This window comes from Stutzerimonas stutzeri (assembly GCF_019090095.1).
GTDB lineage: Bacteria > Pseudomonadota > Gammaproteobacteria > Pseudomonadales > Pseudomonadaceae > Stutzerimonas > Stutzerimonas stutzeri_AN.
Window position 1 is genome coordinate 1511250 of sequence record NZ_JAGQFP010000002.1, and the last position, 20380, is coordinate 1531629.

Annotated in this window: 18 protein-coding genes; 6 read left to right on the plus strand and 12 right to left on the minus strand. The window is 66.5% G+C overall.

The genetic code is table 11. The annotated features are described in order from the left end of the window. Positions 1 to 59: 59 nt before the first annotated feature. Positions 60 to 1454, plus strand: coding sequence for a PepSY-associated TM helix domain-containing protein (locus tag KVO92_RS16675; protein ID WP_217476654.1), 1395 nt, complete (start codon positions 60 to 62; stop codon positions 1452 to 1454). Here the strand turns inward: KVO92_RS16675 and KVO92_RS16680 are convergent. The 5 genes from KVO92_RS16680 to KVO92_RS16700 all read right to left on the minus strand — a co-directional run bounded on the left by KVO92_RS16680 (position 1442) and on the right by KVO92_RS16700 (position 6800). Then, a complete protein-coding gene (locus tag KVO92_RS16680) occupies positions 1442 to 2848 on the minus strand; it encodes an efflux transporter outer membrane subunit (RefSeq protein WP_217476655.1) in 1407 nt (468 codons plus the stop codon). The genes KVO92_RS16675 and KVO92_RS16680 overlap by 13 nt on opposite strands. After that, complete coding sequence (locus KVO92_RS16685; RefSeq protein WP_217476656.1) at positions 2845 to 4029, minus strand: HlyD family secretion protein; 1185 nt, start codon at positions 4027 to 4029, stop codon at positions 2845 to 2847. Before KVO92_RS16685 ends, KVO92_RS16680 begins: the two co-directional genes overlap by 4 nt. Then, complete coding sequence (locus tag KVO92_RS16690) at positions 4026 to 5603, minus strand: MFS transporter (RefSeq protein WP_217476657.1); 1578 nt, start codon at positions 5601 to 5603, stop codon at positions 4026 to 4028. Before KVO92_RS16690 ends, KVO92_RS16685 begins: the two co-directional genes overlap by 4 nt. A gap of 278 nt (positions 5604 to 5881) precedes the next feature. Then, positions 5882 to 6292 (minus strand): hydroxyisourate hydrolase, encoded by a 411-nt coding sequence (uraH, locus tag KVO92_RS16695; protein WP_217476658.1) that lies wholly within the window; start codon positions 6290 to 6292, stop codon positions 5882 to 5884. Between the two features lie 13 nt (positions 6293 to 6305). Then, entirely contained in the window at positions 6306 to 6800 is a 495-nt protein-coding gene (locus KVO92_RS16700; protein ID WP_217476659.1) for a GlcG/HbpS family heme-binding protein, read from the minus strand. Between the two features lie 146 nt (positions 6801 to 6946). Between KVO92_RS16700 and KVO92_RS16705 the strand changes: the two genes are divergently transcribed. From KVO92_RS16705 to KVO92_RS16720, 4 genes are all read left to right on the plus strand, one after another. Further along, positions 6947 to 7618 (plus strand): heavy metal response regulator transcription factor, encoded by a 672-nt coding sequence (locus tag KVO92_RS16705; RefSeq protein ID WP_217476660.1) that lies wholly within the window; start codon positions 6947 to 6949, stop codon positions 7616 to 7618. Further along, positions 7615 to 8970 carry a heavy metal sensor histidine kinase gene (locus KVO92_RS16710; protein ID WP_217476661.1) on the plus strand — a complete coding sequence of 452 codons (1356 nt, stop codon included), beginning with the start codon at positions 7615 to 7617 and terminating at the stop codon, positions 8968 to 8970. Before KVO92_RS16705 ends, KVO92_RS16710 begins: the two co-directional genes overlap by 4 nt. A 112-nt stretch (positions 8971 to 9082) precedes the next feature. Next, positions 9083 to 9535 carry a PA2169 family four-helix-bundle protein gene (locus tag KVO92_RS16715; protein WP_217476662.1) on the plus strand — a complete coding sequence of 151 codons (453 nt, stop codon included), beginning with the start codon at positions 9083 to 9085 and terminating at the stop codon, positions 9533 to 9535. A 132-nt stretch (positions 9536 to 9667) separates the two neighbouring features. Beyond that, entirely contained in the window at positions 9668 to 10591 is a 924-nt protein-coding gene (locus KVO92_RS16720) for an AraC family transcriptional regulator (RefSeq protein ID WP_217476663.1), read from the plus strand. A 90-nt stretch (positions 10592 to 10681) separates the two neighbouring features. Here KVO92_RS16720 and KVO92_RS16725 read toward each other — a convergent pair whose 3' ends face one another. The 4 genes from KVO92_RS16725 to KVO92_RS16740 all read right to left on the minus strand — a co-directional run bounded on the left by KVO92_RS16725 (position 10682) and on the right by KVO92_RS16740 (position 15959). Beyond that, positions 10682 to 12202 (minus strand): sialate O-acetylesterase, encoded by a 1521-nt coding sequence (locus tag KVO92_RS16725; RefSeq protein ID WP_217476664.1) that lies wholly within the window; start codon positions 12200 to 12202, stop codon positions 10682 to 10684. Between the two features lie 96 nt (positions 12203 to 12298). Further along, a complete protein-coding gene (locus KVO92_RS16730; protein ID WP_217476665.1) occupies positions 12299 to 14011 on the minus strand; it encodes a response regulator in 1713 nt (570 codons plus the stop codon). Then, positions 13998 to 15521, minus strand: a complete 1524-nt coding sequence (locus tag KVO92_RS16735; RefSeq protein WP_217476666.1) for an ATPase domain-containing protein — start codon at positions 15519 to 15521, stop codon at positions 13998 to 14000. The genes KVO92_RS16730 and KVO92_RS16735 overlap by 14 nt, the downstream gene beginning before the upstream one ends. Positions 15522 to 15605: 84 nt before the next feature. Then, entirely contained in the window at positions 15606 to 15959 is a 354-nt protein-coding gene (locus tag KVO92_RS16740; RefSeq protein WP_217476667.1) for a hypothetical protein, read from the minus strand. A gap of 30 nt (positions 15960 to 15989) precedes the next feature. Between KVO92_RS16740 and KVO92_RS16745 the strand changes: the two genes are divergently transcribed. After that, positions 15990 to 17297, plus strand: coding sequence for an ABC1 kinase family protein (locus KVO92_RS16745; RefSeq protein ID WP_217476668.1), 1308 nt, complete (start codon positions 15990 to 15992; stop codon positions 17295 to 17297). Between the two features lie 62 nt (positions 17298 to 17359). Here the strand turns inward: KVO92_RS16745 and KVO92_RS16750 are convergent, their stop codons facing one another. From KVO92_RS16750 to KVO92_RS16760, 3 genes are all read right to left on the minus strand, one after another. Then, positions 17360 to 18199, minus strand: coding sequence for an isocitrate lyase/PEP mutase family protein (locus KVO92_RS16750; RefSeq protein WP_217476669.1), 840 nt, complete (start codon positions 18197 to 18199; stop codon positions 17360 to 17362). Positions 18200 to 18261: 62 nt separating this feature from the next. Continuing rightward, the gene (locus KVO92_RS16755) at positions 18262 to 18654 is read right to left on the minus strand and encodes a VOC family protein (RefSeq protein ID WP_217476670.1); all 393 of its coding nucleotides are present in this window, start codon (positions 18652 to 18654) and stop codon (positions 18262 to 18264) included. 159 nt (positions 18655 to 18813) lie between these two features. Beyond that, positions 18814 to 20265, minus strand: a complete 1452-nt coding sequence (locus KVO92_RS16760) for an MBL fold metallo-hydrolase (RefSeq protein ID WP_217476671.1) — start codon at positions 20263 to 20265, stop codon at positions 18814 to 18816. Between the last annotated feature and the right edge of the window lie 115 nt (positions 20266 to 20380).

Consider the following 20380-nt stretch of genomic DNA (forward strand, 5'->3'; position numbering starts at 1 on the left):
ACCGCTGGTTTGCCTGCCGCTGGCCCAGTCCGGCCGCGGCCCCGATCGAGCGAACGAACATGTCTGCACAGAATCCCGACGCCCGCCCCGAGGCGTCCTTAACACTATCCCCTAGGCAACAACCGCTGCTCGGCTTGTTGATTCGTCTGCACCTGTACGTCGGCCTGCTGGTCGGCCCGTTCATCTTCGTGGCGGCGTTGAGCGGTCTGGTCTACGCCTTGACGCCGCAGCTGGAGAACCGCCTGTATGCGGCGCAGCTGTACACCGACAGCACCGGCTCGGCGCTGCCGCTGGCGCGCCAGGTCGAGGTGGCCCGGGCCTACGTCGGCGAGGCCGCGACCCTGTCGGCGGTGCGTCCGGCACCCCAGCCGGGCAGCACGACGCGGGTGATGTTCAGGACGCCCGCGCTGGGCGACTCGGAAAGTCGCGCCGTGTTCATCGATCCGGTCACCGCCGACATCCGCGGTGACCTGCCGGTGTACGGCACCAGCGGCGTGCTGCCACTGCGCACCTGGCTCGATCAATTCCACCGCAGTCTGCTGCTCGGCGAGCCGGGCCGGTTATACAGCGAGCTGGCGGCATCCTGGCTTTGGGTCGCCGCCTTGGGTGGCGTGGCGCTGTGGTGGCTGCGTCGCCGGCGACAGCCGCCTACCGCGTTGCCACGCCGCCGCGGGCTGCGTCGCTGGCACGTGACCCTGGGGCTATGGCTGTTCATCGGGTTGCTGTTCTTCTCGGCCACCGGGCTGACCTGGTCACGCTGGGCCGGAGACAACATCGGTGTCGCTCGGGCGGCGTTGGGCATGTCGACGCCGAGCGTGTCCACCGCGCTGGATGGCGCTTCCGTCGCGCCAGTCGGCGAGCACGCCCATCACGCCGGGATGGCGATGCCGGCTGCACCACCGCAGGATTCCAGGCTGTTCGATGCGGTGCTCGTCGCGGCCCGTGGAGCGGGAATCGACGCCGGCAAGGTGGAAATCGTGCCGGCCAGCGCGCCGGATCGCGCCTGGACGGTGACCGAAATCGACCGCAGCTGGCCGACCCAGGTCGACGCCGTGGCGATCGATCCGCGCACCCTGCGCATCACCGACCGCATCGACTTCGCCAGCTTTCCCCTGGCCGCCAAGCTCACGCGATGGGGTATCGATGCGCACATGGGCGCGCTGTTCGGCCTGGCCAATCAGCTGCTGCTGGCCGCTACGGCCCTCGGGCTGGCGACGCTGGTGGCGCTCGGTTACGTGATGGGGCTGCGCCGCACGACGGCCCGCCGCGTTGGCCTGGTGCAATCGCTGGCGGCGCTATCGCCGTCTGCGCGGCTGCTCACGCTGGGCCTTGCCGTGCTGTTCGGCCTCTGCCTGCCGGTGCTGGGCGTCAGCCTGCTGCTGTTTCTGATCGGCGAGGCGGTGTACGACGCCCTGGCGCGGTCGCGTCGGCTGCGAGTCGGTCAGCCGGGCTGAGGCGGTTCGCGGCTGGCTTGCCAGCCGCCCCCCAGCACCTGGTACAGGCGGATCAGCGCATTGAGCTGGCTTTCGCGCAATTGCACGGCGGCCAGCTCGGTGTTGAACAGGTTGCGCTGGGCATCGAGGGTTTCCAGGTAAGACGAATAACCGGCGCGGTAGCGGTCTTCGGCGTAGGTCAGCGAGCGCGCCAGCACGGCGCGCCGAGCGGCAACGCGGGCGAGCTGTTGGCGCAGGTTGCCGACCGCGGCCAGGCTGTTCTCCACCTCGTTAAAGGCTTGCAGGGCCGTGGCGCGGTAAGCGAACGCCGCCTGATCGCGCTGGGCGGTGGCGATGTTCACCCCGGCTTCCAGCCGCCCGGCGTTGAAGATCGGTGCGAGCACGCTGGCGCCGAGATCCCAGACCCGCACCGGGTCGTAATCCAGCGAGTTGACGAACAGCTGGCCGAGGCTGGCCGACAACTGAACCTGGGGCAGGAAACGGTCACGTTGGGCTTGCAGGTTGAGGCTGCTGGCAGCCAGCAGCAACTCGGCCTGCTGAATGTCCGGGCGGCGGCGCAGCAGGGTGGACGGCAGCAAGCCGGGCACCGCTGGCGGCTCGAGGACCAAGAGGTCGGCGCCCCGTTCGATCTGGCCAGGTAGGCGTCCAGTGAGCAGGCGCAGGGCGTTTTCCTGTTCGCGGATCGCCTGCTGCAAGCGCGGCAGCAGTTCGGCCGCGGCTTCGTACTCCGACTGCGCCTGGGTCAGCTCCAGTTGCGAGGTGTAGCCGAGGCCGGCGCGGTCTTCGGCAACGCGCAGCGCCTCCTGCCGGGACTTGACCGTCTCTCGGGTCACGTACAGTTGCCGGTCCAGTGACAGCAGCGAGACGTAGGCCCGCGCGGTGGTGCTGGCCACCGCCAGGCGCACTGCGTCGCGCTCGGCTTCGCTCGCCTGGAACTGCAGTTCGGCCGCGTCGCGCAGGCGCCGCAGCCGGCCCCAGAGATCGACTTCGTAAGACACCTGCAGCGCGGGCTGCACGGCGGTGGTGTGCGTGATCCCCAACACGCTCAGCTCGCGTTTGCGTTGCGCCCCGAGCACCGCGTCCAGCGACGGCAGCAGGGCGGCATGCGACAGCTGGATCTGCTCGCGCGCCTGCTCGACCCGCGAGGCGGCACTCAGCACATCGGTGTTGTTGGCCAGGGCGGCCTCGACCAGCGCCGTCAGCTGCGGGTCGGCGAAGGCTTTCCACCAGGTCGCGGAAATCTCCACCGGTTTCGCCCCCGGCTCGCGCCAGTCGGCCGGCGGGGTGAACGCGGCCTGCGGTGGCAGTGGCTTGCGGGCCGGCATGCAGCCGGCCAGCGGCAGCAGCAACAGCGCCGTCAGCAGGCAGGGCAGGGTGCAGGGGCGACGGCTCATTGCGCGTCTTCCGCAACCGGCTGCTCGGTTTGCACGGCGGCGCCGGTGTCGACGTGGGTCACCACCGAAAGCCCCGGCCGCAGGCGCTGGGCCAACGGCTGGTCGGGATCGATGGAGATGCGCACCGGCACGCGCTGGACCACCTTGGTGAAATTGCCGGTGGCGTTGTCCGGCCGCAGCACGCTGAACTCCGAACCGGTGGCCGGTGCCAGGCGTTGCACGTGGCCGTTCAGGCGCGCGCCGTCCAGCGCGTCGACTTCGATTTGCACGGGTTGGCCTGGCCGCATGGCAAAGGTCTGGGTTTCCTTGTAGTTGGCGATCACCCAGAGCTGTTCCGGTACCAGGTAGAGCAGCTGCGAACCGGCCGTCACGTACTGGCCCTGGCGCACCGTGACCTCGCTGACCTGCCCGTCGCGTGGGGCTTCGATCAGGGTGTTGTCCAGGTCGATCCGCGCCCGTTGCAGCGCGGCTTCGGCAATTTCGACCTGCGCCTGCAAACCGCCACGGGACACCTCACTGGCCTTGAGCGTCTGCTCGGCGATGGCGATTGCTGCCTGTGCCTGCTCCACCCGGGCCGCCGCGGCTCGAGCGCTGGCGCGGATCTGGTCGCGCTCACGGATCGAGACCGAACCGCGCTGGGCCAGCTCGTTGACGCGCTTCTCGTCAGCCAGGGCGCGTTGCCGTTCGGCCTTGGCGGACGACAGCTCGGCGCGGCGAGAGGCCAACGTGGCCGCGTTCGAGGCGAGGGTCTGTTCGAGGTTTTCCAGATCGAAGCGCCGTGCGGCCAGCTCCGCGCGGCGCTGCTCGACGGTCTGGCGGTACTGACGATCGTCGATGCGCACCAGCTTCTGGCCCTTCGCGACCTGTTCGAAATCCTGTACCAGGACCTCGGTCACATAGCCGTTGACCTGCGGCGCGAGCACCGTGATCTGCCCACGCACATAAGCGTTCTCGGTGACGGCCACCTGCCCGCTGAAGGGCCAGAGCTGCCAGGCATACAGGATCGCCAGCACCCCGATGAGCGCCACCAGCACCATCAGGATCACCGAGCGGCGGCTCGGCTTGATGGTCTTCGGTGGGTCGTCAGGCGCCGGGCCGGCATCGGTCGCGGCCGCCGACGGTTGCGGCGGCTGAGCGGTCTGGAGGTTTTCCGGGTCCTCGGATTGGGGGCGTTCACTCATGGAGAGGCAGCGTTCCTGTTCTGCTGCGCGATGCGCAGGGTGCGATAGAGCGTCCAGCCGAATACCGCGATGGCGAGCACGCCGATCAGCCGGAATACATCATTGAAGGCCAGCACGTTGGCTTCACGCGTGGCCGCCTGGCTCAGCTGCGCCGCGCTCTGCGCCTGGCGCAGGTTCGGGTCGGTCTGGCGTGGCGTCAACGCCTGGCTCTGGGCCTGCAGGCGTGCGGCGACGCGCGGGTCGCCGGGCACCACCTGCTCGGTCAGGTGGCTGGAGTGGTACTTCTCACGCATCACCTGATAAGTGCCGAACAGCGCCGGCGCCGCCAGGCCGCCAAGGCTCTGGGTCATGGTGAACAAGACGATGAAAGTAACCAGATAGTTCGGCCCGTTGCGCAGCGCCCGGCCAATGCCGGTGATCAGCAGCGGCCCGAGAAACATGCCGCTGGCGAAGGCGAGCAGACCCTGGCTGAGGAACATGTCATGCGGGCGGGTCAGGTTGGTGGCGTCGATGTCGAGAAAGCTGGCGATGGCGATCAGCACGATCGACAACAGGATCTGCGGGAAGGCCATGGCCGGGCTAAAGGTCATCGCGCTGCCGGCGATGCCCATGGTCAGCCCCAACAGAATCACGGCGTACAGCGGTTGCAGCTGTTCGGTACCCATGCCGAGCGTCTGCAGCAGGCCGACCGCGCCGTAGGTCTGCTCGGACAACAGCAGGCGCAGCATCAGCGCACCGAAGGTGAAACGCAGCATCTCGGCGGTACCCAGCCAGCGCGTGTGCAGCAACGGATTGCGCCGGTGATGCTCGATCATGAACGCCGCGCAGATGAGCAACAGTGCCGCGATCAGGGCGTAGCCGAGCCATGGCTGCTCGGTCCACCAGAGGATGCGGCCCTGCGCCAGCACCGCCGCGATCAGCGCCAGGGCGGGGGCGAGCAGGGCGAAGGTGAGGAAGTCCAACGGCTCGAAAACCTTGATGCGCTCGCCCAGCGGCAACTTGAGCACCACCACCGCGGCCAGCGAGCACAGCGCCAGGCCGCTTTCGAACACATACAACCGATGCCACTCGCCCAACACCAGCAGCGCCGGCGACAGCAGCCAGGCCAGCGGCGTGCCCAGCTGGGATATCCCGAAACCGAGGATCACCGCTTTCGGCAGGTCGGACTTGCGAAACGCCTGGAGCATATAGAGCAGCCCCAGCGACGAAGTGGTGGCCGCCGCCAGGCCGCTGGCCGCGCGCACGAAGATGGCCATCTCCAGCCCTTCGACGAACACGTGGGCGATGCTCAGCAAGGCATAGAGCGTCAAGCCGATCTCGGCGAAGCGCCGCAGGCCGTACTGTTGACGGAACTTGATCATCAGCAGGTTGGCCGACACGTTGACCATGAAATACGCCGCCGGCAGCCAGGCCGCCTGCGACGGCGTCAGGCCGAGGTCGCCCTGGATGCTCGGCAGGTTGGCGATGAACAACGCATTGCCCAGCCCGCCGGTGATGCCCACCAGCACCGCGACGCAGGCATAGGCGATGCGCAGCGGCATGGGGTGCAGCAGGATCGCCGGGGAACCGGGCATCGAGGGGCGTTCTTCGGGTGCCCAGCGAGGAACCGGGGCGAGGTATTGCGGCATTGGCGGTAGCGCTCGAAAAAAGAAAACACAGCGTGGTCGTCAACTTCAGGTTAACGCGGTTTTCTTTCGGACAACCTTCAGCGCGAAATGATTGGTTACGCAGCGCCGCCGCGAAAACAATCGTGCCGGTCTGGCTGGCAGCGACGGCTTCGATCGGACGAAAGCCTTGGCGACAGGTGCCGAACGCTCGGAAACCACCTGCCACCTCAGGCATGCCCAGCGGCTCAGTTACCGCGGTAGGTCGAGAAACCGTATGGGCTGAGCAACAGCGGGATGTGGTAGTGCGGCACCGTGCCGTCCACTTCGAAGATCACCGGGACCTCGGGGAAGAAGCTCGCCGTGTCGTGTGCCTTGAACCAGTCGCCGGTTTTGAAGGTGACGCGGTAGGTGCCTTTTTCCAGCGCCTTGTCTTGTGGGTACAGCGCGGTGATGCGGCCCTGCTGGTTGGTGACGCCGTCGCTCAGCGCCGTCCACTGCTTGCCGTTTTGCTTCTCCAGCGTGACCTTCACGTCAGGCGACGGCAGGCCGTCGTTGAGGTTGAGGACGTGCACGCTGAGCGGGTTGTCGGCTGCCATGGCGAGGCTGGACAGGCTGGCGAGGACGAGGCTGGCGCAAAGAGTTTTCAAAGCAGTCATGGGGGTTCTCCGATCAGGATTTGGAAGGCAACAGCTGAGCGATCGCCTGGGTGGCGCAGGCTTCGTCGGTTTCGGCGCCGCCAGCACCGGCTACGCCGATGGCACCGATCACCTCGTCGCCGACGCGTAGCGGGACGCCGCCGCCGAGCAGCAGCAGTTCATCGAGGGTGTTGAGATTGGCGGCGTCCGGGTTGTTACGTGCACGCTCACCGAACAAACGCGTGGGCGTCTTGCTCGATAGCGCGGTGTAGGCCTTGCGCTGTGCGGCGATGGTGTTGTGCGGCCCGACATTGTCATCACGCTGTAGCGCGACGAGATTGCCGCCGCGATCGACCACTGCCACAGCGGCGGTACGGCCGTCGGCATGGCAGGCCGCCATGGTGGAGTCGAGCAGGGCGTTGGCCAGTTGCAGCGAGACGTTCTGCTGGCTGACAGGTTGCGGTGTGGCGGCCAGCGCCTGGGCACTGGCAAGCGCCAGGCCGAGCAGCGACAGGGGAACAATGCGCATCGGTTTCTCCTCAATGGGCTCCGTGGAGCAGGTGGCGCCATCCTGTGCGGGCGGCCCCGTCAAACCCATTGCCGGCGGATTACGTATTTGTAATGGGATAAAGGCTCTGGCCGGCCTAGCCTATGTGCCTCGCCCGGGAGGTACAGATGCGCATACTGGTGGTGGAAGACGAATTCAAGACAGCCGATTACCTGCGCAAGGGCTTGAGCGAATCCGGCTATCTGGTGGAGGTCGCGCTCAATGGTCTGGACGGCCAGCACCTGATTCAGGAGAGCGAGTTCGACCTGATCATCCTCGACGTCATGCTGCCCGGCATCGACGGCTGGCAGCTGTTGCAAGTCGTGCGGCGCAAGGCACAGACGCCGGTGCTGTTTCTCACCGCACGCGACGCCGTGGAGGATCGGGTCAAGGGCCTCGAACTCGGCGCCGATGATTACCTGGTAAAGCCGTTTTCCTATGCCGAGCTGCTGGCGCGGGTGCGCACCTTGCTGCGTCGCGGGCCGCCGCGCGAGGTCGAGCATTTCAGGGTGGCCGATCTGGAGCTGGACCTGCTGCGCCGTCGCGTCAGCCGCAACGGCGAGCGGCTGACGCTGACCAACAAGGAGTTCGCGCTGCTGCATCTGCTGCTCAGCCGCGAAGGCGAGGTGCTGTCACGAGCGCAGATCGCTTCGCAGGTCTGGCAGATGAATTTCGACAGCGACACCAATGTGGTCGATGTCGCCATTCGCCGTCTGCGCGCCAAGGTGGACGACCCCTACCAGCCCAAGCTGATCCATACCGTACGCGGCATGGGTTACCTGCTGGAGGCACCGGAATGAGCCTGATGCCACGTTCGCTGAGCCTGCGGCTGGCGCTGATGTTCGCGCTGGTCAGCACGGCGCTGCTGGGCGCCATCGGTTTCTATCTGTACCAGTCACTGGAGCGCGAGATCGCCTGGCGCGACGATCAGGCCTTGCTGGGTCGGCTGGAGCGCATGCGAGCCCTGCTCGATGACAGCGATAGCATCGAGGCATTGCGTGAGCGGCCCCAGCTCTACGCCAACATGCTCGGCAATCGGGACAACCTGCTCTGGGTGCTGGGAGAGGGCGGCCAGCCGCTGATCGAGATCAATCCTGCCAAGCTGGCGATCCCGCAGCTGCCGCTTGAGGCGCAGCCGCGACTCGATGACCTTGGCGACCAGGCGCGCCTGGCCTGGGTGCATATCGAGCGGCCGGAGGGCGGTCTGACGTTGATCGCCGGCAAATTGCTGGCCGAGCGTGAGCAGATGCTGGCGGCGTACCGCCTGAAACTCTGGCTGGCGCTGGTAACCGGCGCGCTGCTGGCGTTTCTGCTGGGCTGGCTGGTCAGCGAGCGGGGGCTGCGGCCGGTGCGCCAGCTGACCCGCCGCGCATTGGCGATCGACGTCCAGCACCTGCACCTGCGAATCGACGATTGCGCCGAGTTCAGTGAGCTCCGCGCCTTGAGCGATGCACTGAACCAGATGCTGGCGCGGCTAGAGGCGGGTTTCACCCAGCTGTCGCGGTTCTCCGAGGATCTGGCGCACGAAATGCGCACCCCGCTCAGCAACCTGATGGGCCAGACCCAACAGGCGCTGCGCCGGGTGCGTTCGCTGGAGGACTACCAGAGTCTTCTGGCGTCCAACCAGGAGGAGTACGAGCGTCTGGCGCGCATGATCAACAACATGCTGTTCCTTGCGCGTACCGAGCAGGCAAACGAACGGGTCGGCCTGCAGGAGATCGACCTGGCCGAAGCGGTGGAGCAGATCGGCGACTATTTCGAAGGCATTGCCGAAGAGCACGGCATGCGCCTGCAGAATGAGGCAACCGGCAAGCTGCGGGCCGACCCCGATCTGCTGCGCCGGGCGCTGGCCAACCTGATCGCCAATGCGCTGCGCTACGGCGAGGCGGCGACGGTCGTAACCGTGGTCAGCCAATGCACGGGCGATCGAATCGTGATCAGCGTCGCCAACAAGGGCCCCGCGATTCCTCCGGAGCACCTGCCGCGCCTGTTCGACCGCTTCTATCGCTGCGATCCGTCCCGTGCCGAGCCGGGCGACTCTGGCGGGCTGGGACTGGCCATAGTGCGCTCGATCATGCAGCTGCATGGCGGCGAGGTGCGGGTGACAAGCGACGCGACAGGCACCTGCTTCAGCTTGGCCTTTCCTCGTTGAGCGCGGCTTCCACCGGGCGGGCCGGCTGAACCTTTGTCGAAACGGCACAGTCGACTTAACAGGTTGGCCGTGTTTGTTCCGGCCCGTTCAGAAGCCCTCAGGAGGACTCTTCATGGATACCAAAGACACCATTTCCGTACTCAACGATCTCATCGAAACCAGCAAGGATGGAGAGAAGGGTTTTCGCGAATGCGCTGAGGATCTGAAGAGCCCGCAGCTGAAAACCAGCATGACCCAGCGTGCCCAGGACTGCGCCACGGCCGCCGCCGAGTTGCAGCAATTGGTGCGCTCGCTGGGCGGCGACCCGGAGACCTCGACCAGCACCGCCGGCGACATGCACCGTCGCTGGGTGGATCTGAAATCGATGCTGACCGGCAAGGACGACGAGGCGATCCTCAACGAATGCGAGCGTGGCGAGGATGTTGCCCTCAAGAGCTACCGCAAGGCGTTGGAGAAAGAACTGCCGCCAGAGGTCCGCGCGGTGGTCGAACGTCAGATGCAGGGCGTGCAGCGCAACCATGATCAGGTCAAGGCACTGCGCGACGCCGAGCGTGCCCGCAGCTGACCGCATTTTCGATCTGCGATGCGCCGGCCCTGGGCCGGCGTATTCGTTTCTACCACCGGTAAACGGTCGGGCCGGCTGCGATTCGCAGCGAGCTGCTAAGCTAACGCCCTTCGTTTTTCCGGGAGCCGGCTCATGAATTCATTCATTACCCCTCCTCCGGCTGATGAGACCCGTGCCCAGCGCGCGGAGCTGGCGCGGCTGGTGGCCAGTCTTGTCAGCGGTGAGGGTATGCACCCGACGGCGATCGAACCGCTGCATCTGGTCCGCTGCGACCGCCCTGGCGAGATAACCCACGGCCTGCACAAGCCGGCGCTGTGCATCATCGTTCAAGGCGGCAAGGAAGTGCTGTTGGCCAACGAACGCTACTGTTACGACCCGCTGCATTACCTGGTGGTGTCCGTCACGCTGCCCGTGGCCGGCCGTGTGGTGCGCGCGTCCGCTGCCGAGCCCTATATCTGCATTCGTCTGGATATCGCCCCTGCGCTGATTGCCGACCTGATCAGCGAAACCGAGCCGCTCATGCCGGACACCGAGGTGAATGGGCGTGGCCTGTATCTGGATCGCATCGACGCGCCCCTGCTCGATGCCACCCTGCGCCTGGTGAGGCTGCTCGGCAATCCGAAGGATATCCCGGTGCTGGCGCCGCTCGCCCTGCGCGAGATTTTCTATCGCCTACTCTGCGGGCCGCAGGGTCGACACCTGCAGGATGTGGCGCTGCAGGGCAGCCAGTCGCACCGCGTCAACCGCGCCATCGAATGGCTCAACCACAACTATGTCGAGCCGCTGCGCATCGATGAACTGGCGCGGCGAGTCAACCTCAGCAGTTCCAGCCTGCACCACCGTTTCAAGGCGCTGACCGCCATGAGCCCGCTGCAATATCAGAAACAGCTCCGCCTGCAGGAGGCGCGTCGCCTGTTGATGGCCGAAGGACTGGAGGTGTCGGCGGTCGGCTACCGGGTCGGCTACGAGAGCCCATCGCAGTTCAGTCGCGAATACAGCCGGCTGTTCGGCGCCTCCCCGCTGAAGGATCGCGCGCGGCTGCGCAGCATCGCCTGATCGCCGCTTGAGGCCGGATGTTCAGGGGTGGGTGGCCGCGCCGCGGCGCCGTCGTTGCGCAACGAACCAGCGCCGTTCACGGCTCGGCGTTCAGCGCGCCGAATCATGCCCGCGGCGGGGCACCAGCTCAAAGGCGATGCACCAGTTCTGCAGCGGGTAGGGCTTGCCCACCAGCACGTCGATGTTGGCTTCGGCCGGCATGCCTTCGTCGGGCAGGTACTCGTACTGAGCGTCCGCCACGGTCGGGTCGCTGTCGTGCAGCTCACCGGCGCCGCCGGCCGCCTGGCTGGCGTAGCGGATGGTCGGCGTGCCCACCAGGTCGCGCGCGGTTACCAGGCGCAGCACGGTATCGGCGGCCGCTTCGATGTTTTCCACCGGGACCTTGCCCTGGTCGTCGGTAATGACGAACCCGTAGTTCTCGATCATCTGCGCCTGGTGCCCGATATAGGGTTCGCTGAAGGCCAGCGGCGGATGTGGTACGTGGAAATCGATAAGGATCTCGCGCCCCTCCTGGGTGGCGCCGAGCGGCGACAGTGGTTGCCAGCCGCGGCGCTGGACGACGACCTGGTGGTAGACCTTGCCGAGCATCTGGCCGAACCAGCGGTAGCCGTTAGCCGTCAGGTGCGTGCCCTGGTCGACGTAGGGATAGACCGGCCCGGCTAGATACCAGTTGGGCTCTTCGCGCGCCAGCTCCCACTGCGCCATGCCGATGTCGAGGCTGCCGTTGACCACCGAGGTCTTGGCGTCGGTCTGGTAGCTGATGAAGGCCGGCATCTGCACCTGGCCGAAGGCGCGCGCGGTGTCGCGGTAGAGGTCGTCGCGCAGTTGCCGCAACGCGGTCTTGTAGCGCTGCTTGTCGTTGATGCCGCCCTGGACCTCGGCATAGTCGTATTCGCCCTGCAGCCAGAAGAACGCGCTCAGGCTGTAGCTTGCGCCGCTTGACTCGGCGACCTGGCGCGCCTGATCGACCGCCTGCAATACGCGTTTGTATTCCTGGGTGCCGCCGACCTTGGACAGCTGCGCGATGGAGCGGCCGGAGGTGGCGGCGTTGCTGGCGACCAGCAGATGCGCGGGGTCGGCGTCGAGCCCCTTGTCCTGCAGGTAGAGGTGCCGCGCCATGTTCAGCGCGCCTACCTCGACCGACTCGCCTTCTTCCTGGTCGTGCGGCTTCAGCGCCGCCACGGCAGCGCTGTCGAGCAGCACCTTCGGATCACGCTTGAGCTGCACCACGGCCCGCAGCGGCTTGAACGCTGCACCGCCCACCGGGACGAAACGGTCGCCGCTGAAGGTGGCCGAACGTGTCGAGTCGCCGAGCATGAGGTTGTCGTAGCCCGGCTTCTTGGACAGCGCCGGCCAGCCCTCGGCGGCTGATGCGAGCGACTGGCCGAAGGTGACGATGTGGTTGTACTGGGCCTCGAGCGGCGGCGGGAGCAACTTCGGCCGCTCGAGCATCTGTTGGCTCCAGCGCTTGTTCTGCGCATCGCGATCGGCCAGGGCCTGTTCGTTCGCCTGGACCAGCAATGGGCTACCGCACAGCAGCAGGCTGGCCAGGACCACGGAGCGGGATACGCGGCGCGACACGTGAGGGAGGTTATGAGGCGAACAGGGCATTGGTCGGGACCTTTCGGTGAGTGCAGACGAACGCTATGCGGCCCGGGGGCGGCGCATGGGTGTCAGGGCTGGCGTTTTCGACGGTCGCTACGTCGCTTAGTTCGGATAGCCCTGCACGCGTGGCGGCGGGGCGGCAGCTGCGAGGCGTTCCCGTGCGGCGACGAGCGCGGCGGCGAGCTCCTCCAGCCGGTACGGCTTGGCCAGAATCTGCACACCTTCGGCTTCGGCGGAATGCTTGACCGCTTCAGCGTAGCCGCTGGTCAACAGTACCGGCACGTTGAAGCGCCGGGCGCGGATTTCCCGTGCCAGCTCCAGCCCGTTCATGCCGCCGGGCATCATCACATCGGAGAACACGATATCGACGCTGCGGCCGTTGGCCAGCGCACCCAGCGCGGCGGCCGCGCTGGCGGCATGGGTAACGTGATAACCGAGGTGCTGGAGCATTTCGCCCACCAGCGCCGCGACTTCGGCGTCGTCATCGACCAGCAGGACATCGCCGGCCGACACCTCGACGGCCTCGTCGATCGGCACCTGGTCCTTGGCTCGGCTCGGCATACGGGTCGCGCGCGGCAGCAGCATCACCACGCTGGTGCCTTTCGCGCAGTCGGTATCGATCCATACCGAACCGCCGGACTGCCGTGCGAACCCGTAGACCTGAGCGAGTCCCAGTCCGGAGCCCTTGCCGATTTCCTTGGTGGTGAAGAAGGGATCGAAGACGCGGTTGCGAACCTCCACCGGAATGCCGGTGCCAGAGTCGATCACCGCGAGCCGGACGAAGTCGCCGCGTCGGCCCAGCACTTCCTCGTTCGGCGCGTTGCAGGCCTGCAGCAGGATCGAGCCGCCGTCGGGCATGGCGTCGCGCGCATTGACCGCCAGATTGAGGATCACCAGTTCCAGCTCGCCCGGGTCGACTTCGACCGGCCAGAGGTCCGCCGCGAATTCCTGCTTCACATGCACGTCGCCTCGCAGGCTGCGATCGAGCAGTTCGCGCATCTGGCCGATGCGCTGGGCCAGGTCCACCGGCTCGGGTGCCAGGGATTGGCGTCGGGAGAAGGCCAGCAGCTGACGGGTCAGCGCCGAGCCTCGTTGAGCGGCCTGGCGCATACCGTCCATCAAGCGCTTGCGGCGCTCCGGATCGGCGCGGCGATCGAGCATGTCGAGCCCGCCGGAGATGACCATCAGCAGGTTGTTGAAGTCGTGGGCAATGCCGCCGGTGAGCTGGCCGATGGCTTCGATCTTCTGCGTCTGGCGCAGGGTTTCCTCGATGTGCGCGCGCTCGTCCATCTGGGTACGCAGTTCCAGGTTGGCCTGCTCCAGGGCGCGGGTGCGTTCGACCACCAGGGCTTCGAGTTCGTGTGACGCCTGTTCGCGGGCCTCGATCAAGGCGCGCACTTCATATTGCCGAAGACGCCCGCGCACGGCGGCCTGCAGGGCACTGGACAGGGTGATGCTCTGCACCGGGCGTTCCAGCAACGAAACGTTGCGCAGGGCGGCGACCATGCGCTGGCGCCACGCGCTGACCGCTGGCTGCTGATGCTTGCTGGTCAGCACCACGAACGGGAAGTCGGACCAGGCCGGTTGCTGGTCGACCCAGGTCGCCAGTGCCTGCAGATCCTGACCGAACAGGGCCTCTTCGGCGATGAACACCGCATCGGCATCCCGTTCGGCCCGTTCCAGGACCTCGGCCAGGCTGTGACCCACTTCGGCCTGCATGCCACTGCGGCGCAGCACATCGGCTGCCGCCGGGCCGTCCCGGCCGATGGGGGCAAAGACGACTACTAGGGGGCTGTCTCGCTTAGGCGTCGTCATGCTCGTCTTTCATGAGAGGCGTCGCATCGCCGGTGTACTGCGGCGTGCCCGAGAATATACCGCTGAAGGCGGTGAGCGGCGGACCCACCTTGATGCCGGAGGCGCCGAGGCGAAACTCCCTGATGGTGTCCTCGTGACGTCCGCTGCGCTTTTTGACCACTGACAGCGCACGCCGCACCACGCCAGCGTGTTCGAAGTAGCGCAGCATGATAACCGCATCACTCAGGTAGCTGATATCGATCGGCGTGTCCATCGGCCCCACCAGACCATGCTGAGCCAGCACCATTACGCTGATCACGCCTTTCTGGCCGAGGTAGCTCAGCAGCTCATGCATCTGCAGGATCAGAAAGCGACCGTCGGGCATGGCGTTCAGGTAGCCGTTGAGGCTGTCGAGAACCACCAGCTGCGCATTTCTCACCTCGACGCTGTGGCGTACGGCGGCGGTGAATTCACCAGGCGACAACTCGGCGGGGTCGACCTGTTGCAGGTGCAGTTGGCCGTTGTCGATCCAGGGTTGCAAATCCAGTCCCAGCGCACGTCCACGCGCCAGCAGGGTGCCGATGCCTTCGTCGAAGATGAAGAAGGCGACCTGTTCGCCGCGCTTGCACGCCGCTTCGGCGTAGGCCAGGGCAAGCGATGATTTACCGACCCCCGCTGCGCCGATCAACAGGGCATTGGTGCCGCGCTCCAGCCCGCCTCCCAGCATCTGGTCCAGTTTGTCGTTGCCACTGGAGGTGAGTTCGCCGACGAACGGGGAATGATGCTCGGCGGCGATCAGGCGCGGGTAGATCGCCAGGCCGCCCTTCTTGATCGTGAAGTCGTGATAGCCGCCGCGGAACTGGATGCCGCGCATCTTGATCACGCGCAGACGCCGGCGCTCGGCGCCGTAATCGATCGCCAGCTGCTCGAGCTTCACCACGCCGTGGGAGATCGAGTGAAGCTGAAGGTCGCCGATTTCGGACGTCTGATCGTCGAGCAGGATGACCGTGCAGCGACGGGTCGTGAAGAAATGCTTGATCGCCAGCACCTGGCGGCGGTAGCGCAGCGGGCTCTGTGCCAGCAGACGCATCTCCGACAGGCTGTCGAAGATCACCCGCGTCGGGTTGGTCTCGCTGACCCGGTCGAAGACCTGCTTGGTCGTCTCGCTCAGCTCCATCTCCGCAGGATGCAGAACGGTCAGTTCCAGCTCGGGGTCGAGGGTGTTCTCGGGCGTCACCAGCTCGAACACATCGATGCCTTCAAGGGTCCAGCCGTGACGCTTGGCGACCAGCTCCAGTTCGAGCTTGGTTTCCGACAGGGTCACGTAGAGCACGCGCTCGCCATGGCGCACGCCCTCGAGGAGAAACTGCAGCGCGATGGTCGTCTTGCCGGAGCCGGGGCTGCCCTCGTAGAGGTACATCCGGTTAGGGTCCAGGCCGCCGCCGAGGATGTCGTCGAGACCTTCGCTGCCGGTCGAAATACGGTGGTGTTCGTCGCCTGGCGCAAGCGCCTGATCAGAGGAATCGGTCATTCCTTACTCCTTACGCTGTCCCCAAGGGGAGATTGCGTGTCCTTGGCCCGGTCGCCGCATGGCGGTCGGGCAAAAAAAGCCCGTTCAATCGCCTCGTCGCGTCGCCGTTGCGAAGCTGGCACGGGTGAGACGATGACCGAGGGGCATCGTCTTGTAGTCGGACTGGCTTTTTGCCGCGCCGTTCCCCTTGAGCGTCGCGATGAACACAATCTCGAAGGCTCTATTCTGGGGCCTGGCCGCGTTGTAGAGCGGCCCGTTTGCCGTTTCGCTTGATTGGCGTTTCGTCCGCAGTTGCAGCACTTCGCACCGGCCCGACTCCATCGCGTGCGCTTTTTCGAATGGGGCCCGGTCAACGGAGCGGGGCCTTGCTCCGCCGTGCTCGTGGCTGCAACAGCTTGCAATCCGCTGGCGCTTGGATCGCTCGGCGGGCTGGCTCATGATCGACGCTCGGCCACAGCGGGGTCCTTCATGTCTCGATTCTCACGACCGTCGGCGTCGGCGCTGGGGCGTTTTCTGCATCTGGGCGGCACGGGGGCGCGCATCGCCGGCAATCTCCTGGTGCAGCGCATTACCCCGGGCGCCTCGCGTGTCGACTGGACGCCTGTTGGCGCGCTGCTCGGCGACACCCTGGGACAGATGAAAGGCCCGGTGCTCAAGCTCGGCCAGCAGGCTTCGCAGTGGCAGGACGTGCTGCCGCCGCCGATCAGCGCCGCGCTGGCCCGTCTGCAGAATCAGGTCCCGTCACTGCCGTTCGCCTCGCTGGAGGCCCACCTGCAGCGGCTCTACGACGGCCAGCTCTATCAGCTGTTCGAGTCGATCGAACACCAGCCTGCAGCGGCGGCCTCGCTGGGCCAGGTCCATCGCGCCCGTGACCGACAGGGGCGGGCGCTGATCATGAAGATTCAGTACCCCGGCATCCGCGCGATCTGCGACGCCGATCTGCGCCAGCTGCGGCGGTTGATGCCGCTTGGGCGCCTGTTCGGCACGCCGGCGGCGCGCCTCGAATCGGTCTACCGCGAGCTGCAACACGCCATCGAACAAGAGCTCGACTACGACGCCGAACGGCGCAGCGCCGAGCGCTTCGGTGCGCATTTCGCCGATTGGCCCGGCGTGGGTATTCCTTTCGTCGCGACGGCGCTGTGCCGTCCGGGCGTGCTGGTGCAGCAGGAACTGGCGGGGCGCTCGATGAACGAGGTCGATCAGGCCAGCGCCGATACCCGCCAACGGCTGGCCGAAACCCTCTGCCAATGGCTCGCCGAACAGGCTTTCGGGATGGGACGGCTGCATGCCGACCCGCACCCGGGCAACCTCGCTTGGCGCGAGACGGGCGAGCTGGTGGTCTACGACTTCGGCAGCGTCGTGCCTCTGCCGACTCCCTTGCTGCGGGCCTACGCGCAACTATTCGATGCGCTGCGTGGCCCTTCCAGCGAGGCGCTGGAGGCGGGCTTCCAGGCGCTGGGCGGGCGCCAGCCCGGCAGCGCGCCGCCGCACGGGTTGTACCGGCGCATCCACCAGCTGCTGCACCCCCTGCTGCAACCCGGTGCGCAATGGGATTTTCGCGGCGCATCGCTGCACCAGCAGCTGGTCGAGCTGTTTCCGCTGGTCATGTCCGCGCTCGGCAGCCTGCAGCCGGCCTCCGGCACGCTGCTGGTCAACCGCACGCTGGAAGGGCATTACTGGAACCTCTACCGGCTCGGTGCCTGCCTGCCCATCGCTGACCTGCTCGCCGGGCATATCGAGCGCTGGCGCGGCGAGACCGGTGACCCTCGAACCTGAACCCTGAAGTCGAACCGCTGGAGACGCGTATAAGGCACGCGCTCGAGCGGGCGGCGGCGGTCTCAGTCGCCGGGTTCGCGTGCGCGCAGCCGTTCATCGAGCTCCGCACCCGACAGCGCATCGCGCAAGCCATCGAAACGACCCTCTTCGATGATTGTGCGCGCCGCGCTCATGAACCCGCCCCAGGCGACGCGGGCCAGGGCACCGCCGACACTGATGCGCCGAACGCCGAGCTCGGCCAGCGCGTCGACCGTCAGTTCGCTGCCCCAACCGATCAGCACGTTCACCGGCTTGGGCGCGAGCGCCCTGACGACTGTCTGGATCTCCTCGCGGGTCTTGAGGCCTGGCGCATACAAGCAGTCGGCGCCTGCCTGCGAATAGGCAAGCAGACGTTCGACGGTATCGTCCAGGTCGTCACGCCCCAAAAAATGGTTTTCCGCGCGCGCTACCAGAAGCGTGTCGCCGCCAAGGGCGTCGATGGCGGCGCGTGCCGCCTGCAAGCGCTCCACAGCGTCGGCCTTGTCGCGCACGGGCTGCCCGGGAATGCCGGTCGAATCCTCCACCGACAGGCCCGCTACACCGGTGTCCACCGCCAGGCTGACACTGTCGTACACCTCTTCCGGGGTGCGTCCGAAACCGCTCTCGAAGTCCGCGTTGATCGGCAGGTCACTGATGGCCGCCATGTAGCGCAGGTGTGCCAGGGTGTCATCGCGTGACAGCTGGCCGTCCGCCAGGCCTTGCGACCAGGCATAGCCCGAGCTGGTGGTCGCGAGGGCCCGGTAGCCGAGTTGCTCCAGCAGGCGGGCCCCCGCGGCATCCCAGGGATTGGGCAGCACAAAGCACCCCGCACGGTGCATCTCGCGGAAGATTGCGCGTTTCTCGCTCACGGTAGGTCGGGTCATGTCTTCTCCTTGGGCTGCCCGCCGAACCTCTTATAGCGGGCAGTGCAGCACGGGCAGGGGCATTACGAGGGGCGGTAGATGGCGCACAGCTTGTTGCCGTCCGGGTCGCGTACGTAGCCCAGGTGCATCGCGCCGAGGCTGCTCTCGCGCAAACCCGGTGGGTCCTCGCAGGTGGTGCCACCATGGGCGATCGCGACGTCGTGAAAGGCCTGGACCTGCTCGGGCGAGTTGCATTTGAAGCCGATGGTGCCGCCATTGGCGACCGTCGCCGGTTCGCCGTTGATGGGCTCGGTAACGCCGAACAGGCTGTCGTCGTGGCGATAGAACAAGCGGGTGTGCCCGCTGGGGCCCGTGTTGCGGATCGGCTCGCCTGCGCCGAGGACGCCGAGCACGGCATCGTAGAACCGCTTCGACCGTTCCAGATCATTCGAACCGACCATTACATGGTTAAGCATGGAGCCCCTCGCGAGTGGTGTGGATGGTGCGCTGATGGAATACGCACTCTAGCACCGGTACGAAGCGGACGAGCAAAAGCGCTATCGGGCCGCGAGCGGGATGGCTGTGCCATCGCGCCTCGCTGCGTACCGTGCAATCGCCGTGGCCGAGGGGCGTCACTAGGGGATGGTGATCTCCGCGTCCTTTCCCGCTTCGCGGTACCGCGCCCGCAGCACCTCGGCCAGTTGCTGCTTGGCCGGGGCTTCGCCGTGGATGAGGCGGATTGCCTTCGGCCATTCCTGCATCCGGGTGACGAAGCCGACCAGATCCGCCTGGTCCCCGTGCGCTGAATAGCCGCCGACGCTGTCGATGCCGGCGCGGATGTCGACGCGCTGGCCGTCCAGATCAACGAAACCGCCGTCTGGCCCGTGGGTCTGGATATCCCGCCCTGGTGTGCCCTTGCCCTGGTAACCGATGAACACCACGTTGTGGCGTGGGTCGCCGAGCATCGCCTTCAGGTAGTTGACGATGCGCCCACCGGAGCACATGCCGTTGCCCGCGATGACGATGGCCGGCCGCGCGGTCTGGGTGAGGTGCTCGACGATGCGCATGTGCTCGTCGTGGCTGTCCACCGTGATCAGCTGTTTGAACGACAGCGGCTTGCGGCCTTCGCCCAGGCGCTCGCGTGCGTCCTCGTCCCAGAAGGCCTGCAGCTCCTTGTAGGTGGTGGTGAAGCGGCTGGCCAGCGGCGAGTCGAGAATGATCGGGACATGCGGCCAGTCGATATCCGGATCGCCTTCCTGTGCTTGCCGGGCGGATGCGCTGGGCGAGTCGCCGGCCTCCGTCGCTTCGTTTCGCTCATGCAGGATCTCTTCCAGCTCGTACAGCAGCTCCTGGGTACGGCCAATGCTGAACGACGGAATCAGCACCGTGCCCTCATCGGCCAGGGCCCGTTCGATGGCCGCTTGCAGCCGCTCGCGACGATGCACGCGGTCTTCGTGCCGGCGGTCGCCGTAGGTGCTTTCCAGGATCAGCAGGTCCGCACGCTCGGGTGGAACCAGGTCCGGCAGCAGCGGTGAGTGCGGCGCGCCCAGATCGCCGCTGAACACCACCCGCTGGGCATCGCCGGCGGCGCGCAGTTCCAGCTCGACATAAGCCGAACCCAGCACGTGCCCGGCCGGCTGCAAGCGCACCTGACAACCGCCATCCTCTGTTTCGTTCAGGGTGAACCAATGGCCGTAGGGCAGAGCGATGATGCGCTGCTCGACCACCTTCAGATAACGCTCCAATTGCTCCTGATCGCGGCTGATGGACAGCCGAAAGGCGTCCTCCAGCACGATCGGCAACAGCCGGGCGGACGGTTCGCTGCACAGGATCGGCCCGCTGAACCCCGCCGCCAGCAGGTTCGGAATCCGTCCCACGTGGTCGATGTGCACGTGGGTCACGATCAACGCCTTGATGCCCTCGATGGAGAAATCCAGGGCCAGCTCATCGTCGTCCGGCCCCGCGTCCTGCCCTTGGAACTGCCCGCAATCGATCAATACGCTGGAAATGTCATCCATCCACAGCTGATGGCACGACCCGGTGACGCCCTCACGCGCGCCATGATGGATGAGTTTCGGATGCTTCATCGGGATTCCTTCACCAGCGGTATGCCCCGACATCGCATCGGGGCAGGGGAGAAAGCGGACATTGCCGCTTTCGCTAATGAAGTATTGGGCCGACGCCGCCGCTGGAGAGTTTCCC

Bases quoted from the DNA above. Each gene is read 5' to 3' on its own strand.
- KVO92_RS16675 (WP_217476654.1), top strand. From the start codon at position 60: ATGTCTGCACAGAATCCCGACGCCCGCCCCGAGGCGTCCTTAACACTA.
- KVO92_RS16680 (WP_217476655.1), bottom strand. From the start codon at position 2,848: ATGAGCCGTCGCCCCTGCACCCTGCCCTGCCTGCTGACGGCGCTGTTG.
- KVO92_RS16685 (WP_217476656.1), bottom strand. From the start codon at position 4,029: ATGAGTGAACGCCCCCAATCCGAGGACCCGGAAAACCTCCAGACCGCT.
- KVO92_RS16690 (WP_217476657.1), bottom strand. From the start codon at position 5,603: ATGCCCGGTTCCCCGGCGATCCTGCTGCACCCCATGCCGCTGCGCATC.
- uraH (WP_217476658.1), bottom strand. From the start codon at position 6,292: ATGACTGCTTTGAAAACTCTTTGCGCCAGCCTCGTCCTCGCCAGCCTG.
- KVO92_RS16700 (WP_217476659.1), bottom strand. From the start codon at position 6,800: ATGCGCATTGTTCCCCTGTCGCTGCTCGGCCTGGCGCTTGCCAGTGCC.
- KVO92_RS16705 (WP_217476660.1), top strand. From the start codon at position 6,947: ATGCGCATACTGGTGGTGGAAGACGAATTCAAGACAGCCGATTACCTG.
- KVO92_RS16710 (WP_217476661.1), top strand. From the start codon at position 7,615: ATGAGCCTGATGCCACGTTCGCTGAGCCTGCGGCTGGCGCTGATGTTC.
- KVO92_RS16715 (WP_217476662.1), top strand. From the start codon at position 9,083: ATGGATACCAAAGACACCATTTCCGTACTCAACGATCTCATCGAAACC.
- KVO92_RS16720 (WP_217476663.1), top strand. From the start codon at position 9,668: ATGAATTCATTCATTACCCCTCCTCCGGCTGATGAGACCCGTGCCCAG.
- KVO92_RS16725 (WP_217476664.1), bottom strand. From the start codon at position 12,202: ATGCCCTGTTCGCCTCATAACCTCCCTCACGTGTCGCGCCGCGTATCC.
- KVO92_RS16730 (WP_217476665.1), bottom strand. From the start codon at position 14,011: ATGACGACGCCTAAGCGAGACAGCCCCCTAGTAGTCGTCTTTGCCCCC.
- KVO92_RS16735 (WP_217476666.1), bottom strand. From the start codon at position 15,521: ATGACCGATTCCTCTGATCAGGCGCTTGCGCCAGGCGACGAACACCAC.
- KVO92_RS16740 (WP_217476667.1), bottom strand. From the start codon at position 15,959: ATGAGCCAGCCCGCCGAGCGATCCAAGCGCCAGCGGATTGCAAGCTGT.
- KVO92_RS16745 (WP_217476668.1), top strand. From the start codon at position 15,990: ATGTCTCGATTCTCACGACCGTCGGCGTCGGCGCTGGGGCGTTTTCTG.
- KVO92_RS16750 (WP_217476669.1), bottom strand. From the start codon at position 18,199: ATGACCCGACCTACCGTGAGCGAGAAACGCGCAATCTTCCGCGAGATG.
- KVO92_RS16755 (WP_217476670.1), bottom strand. From the start codon at position 18,654: ATGCTTAACCATGTAATGGTCGGTTCGAATGATCTGGAACGGTCGAAG.
- KVO92_RS16760 (WP_217476671.1), bottom strand. From the start codon at position 20,265: ATGAAGCATCCGAAACTCATCCATCATGGCGCGCGTGAGGGCGTCACC.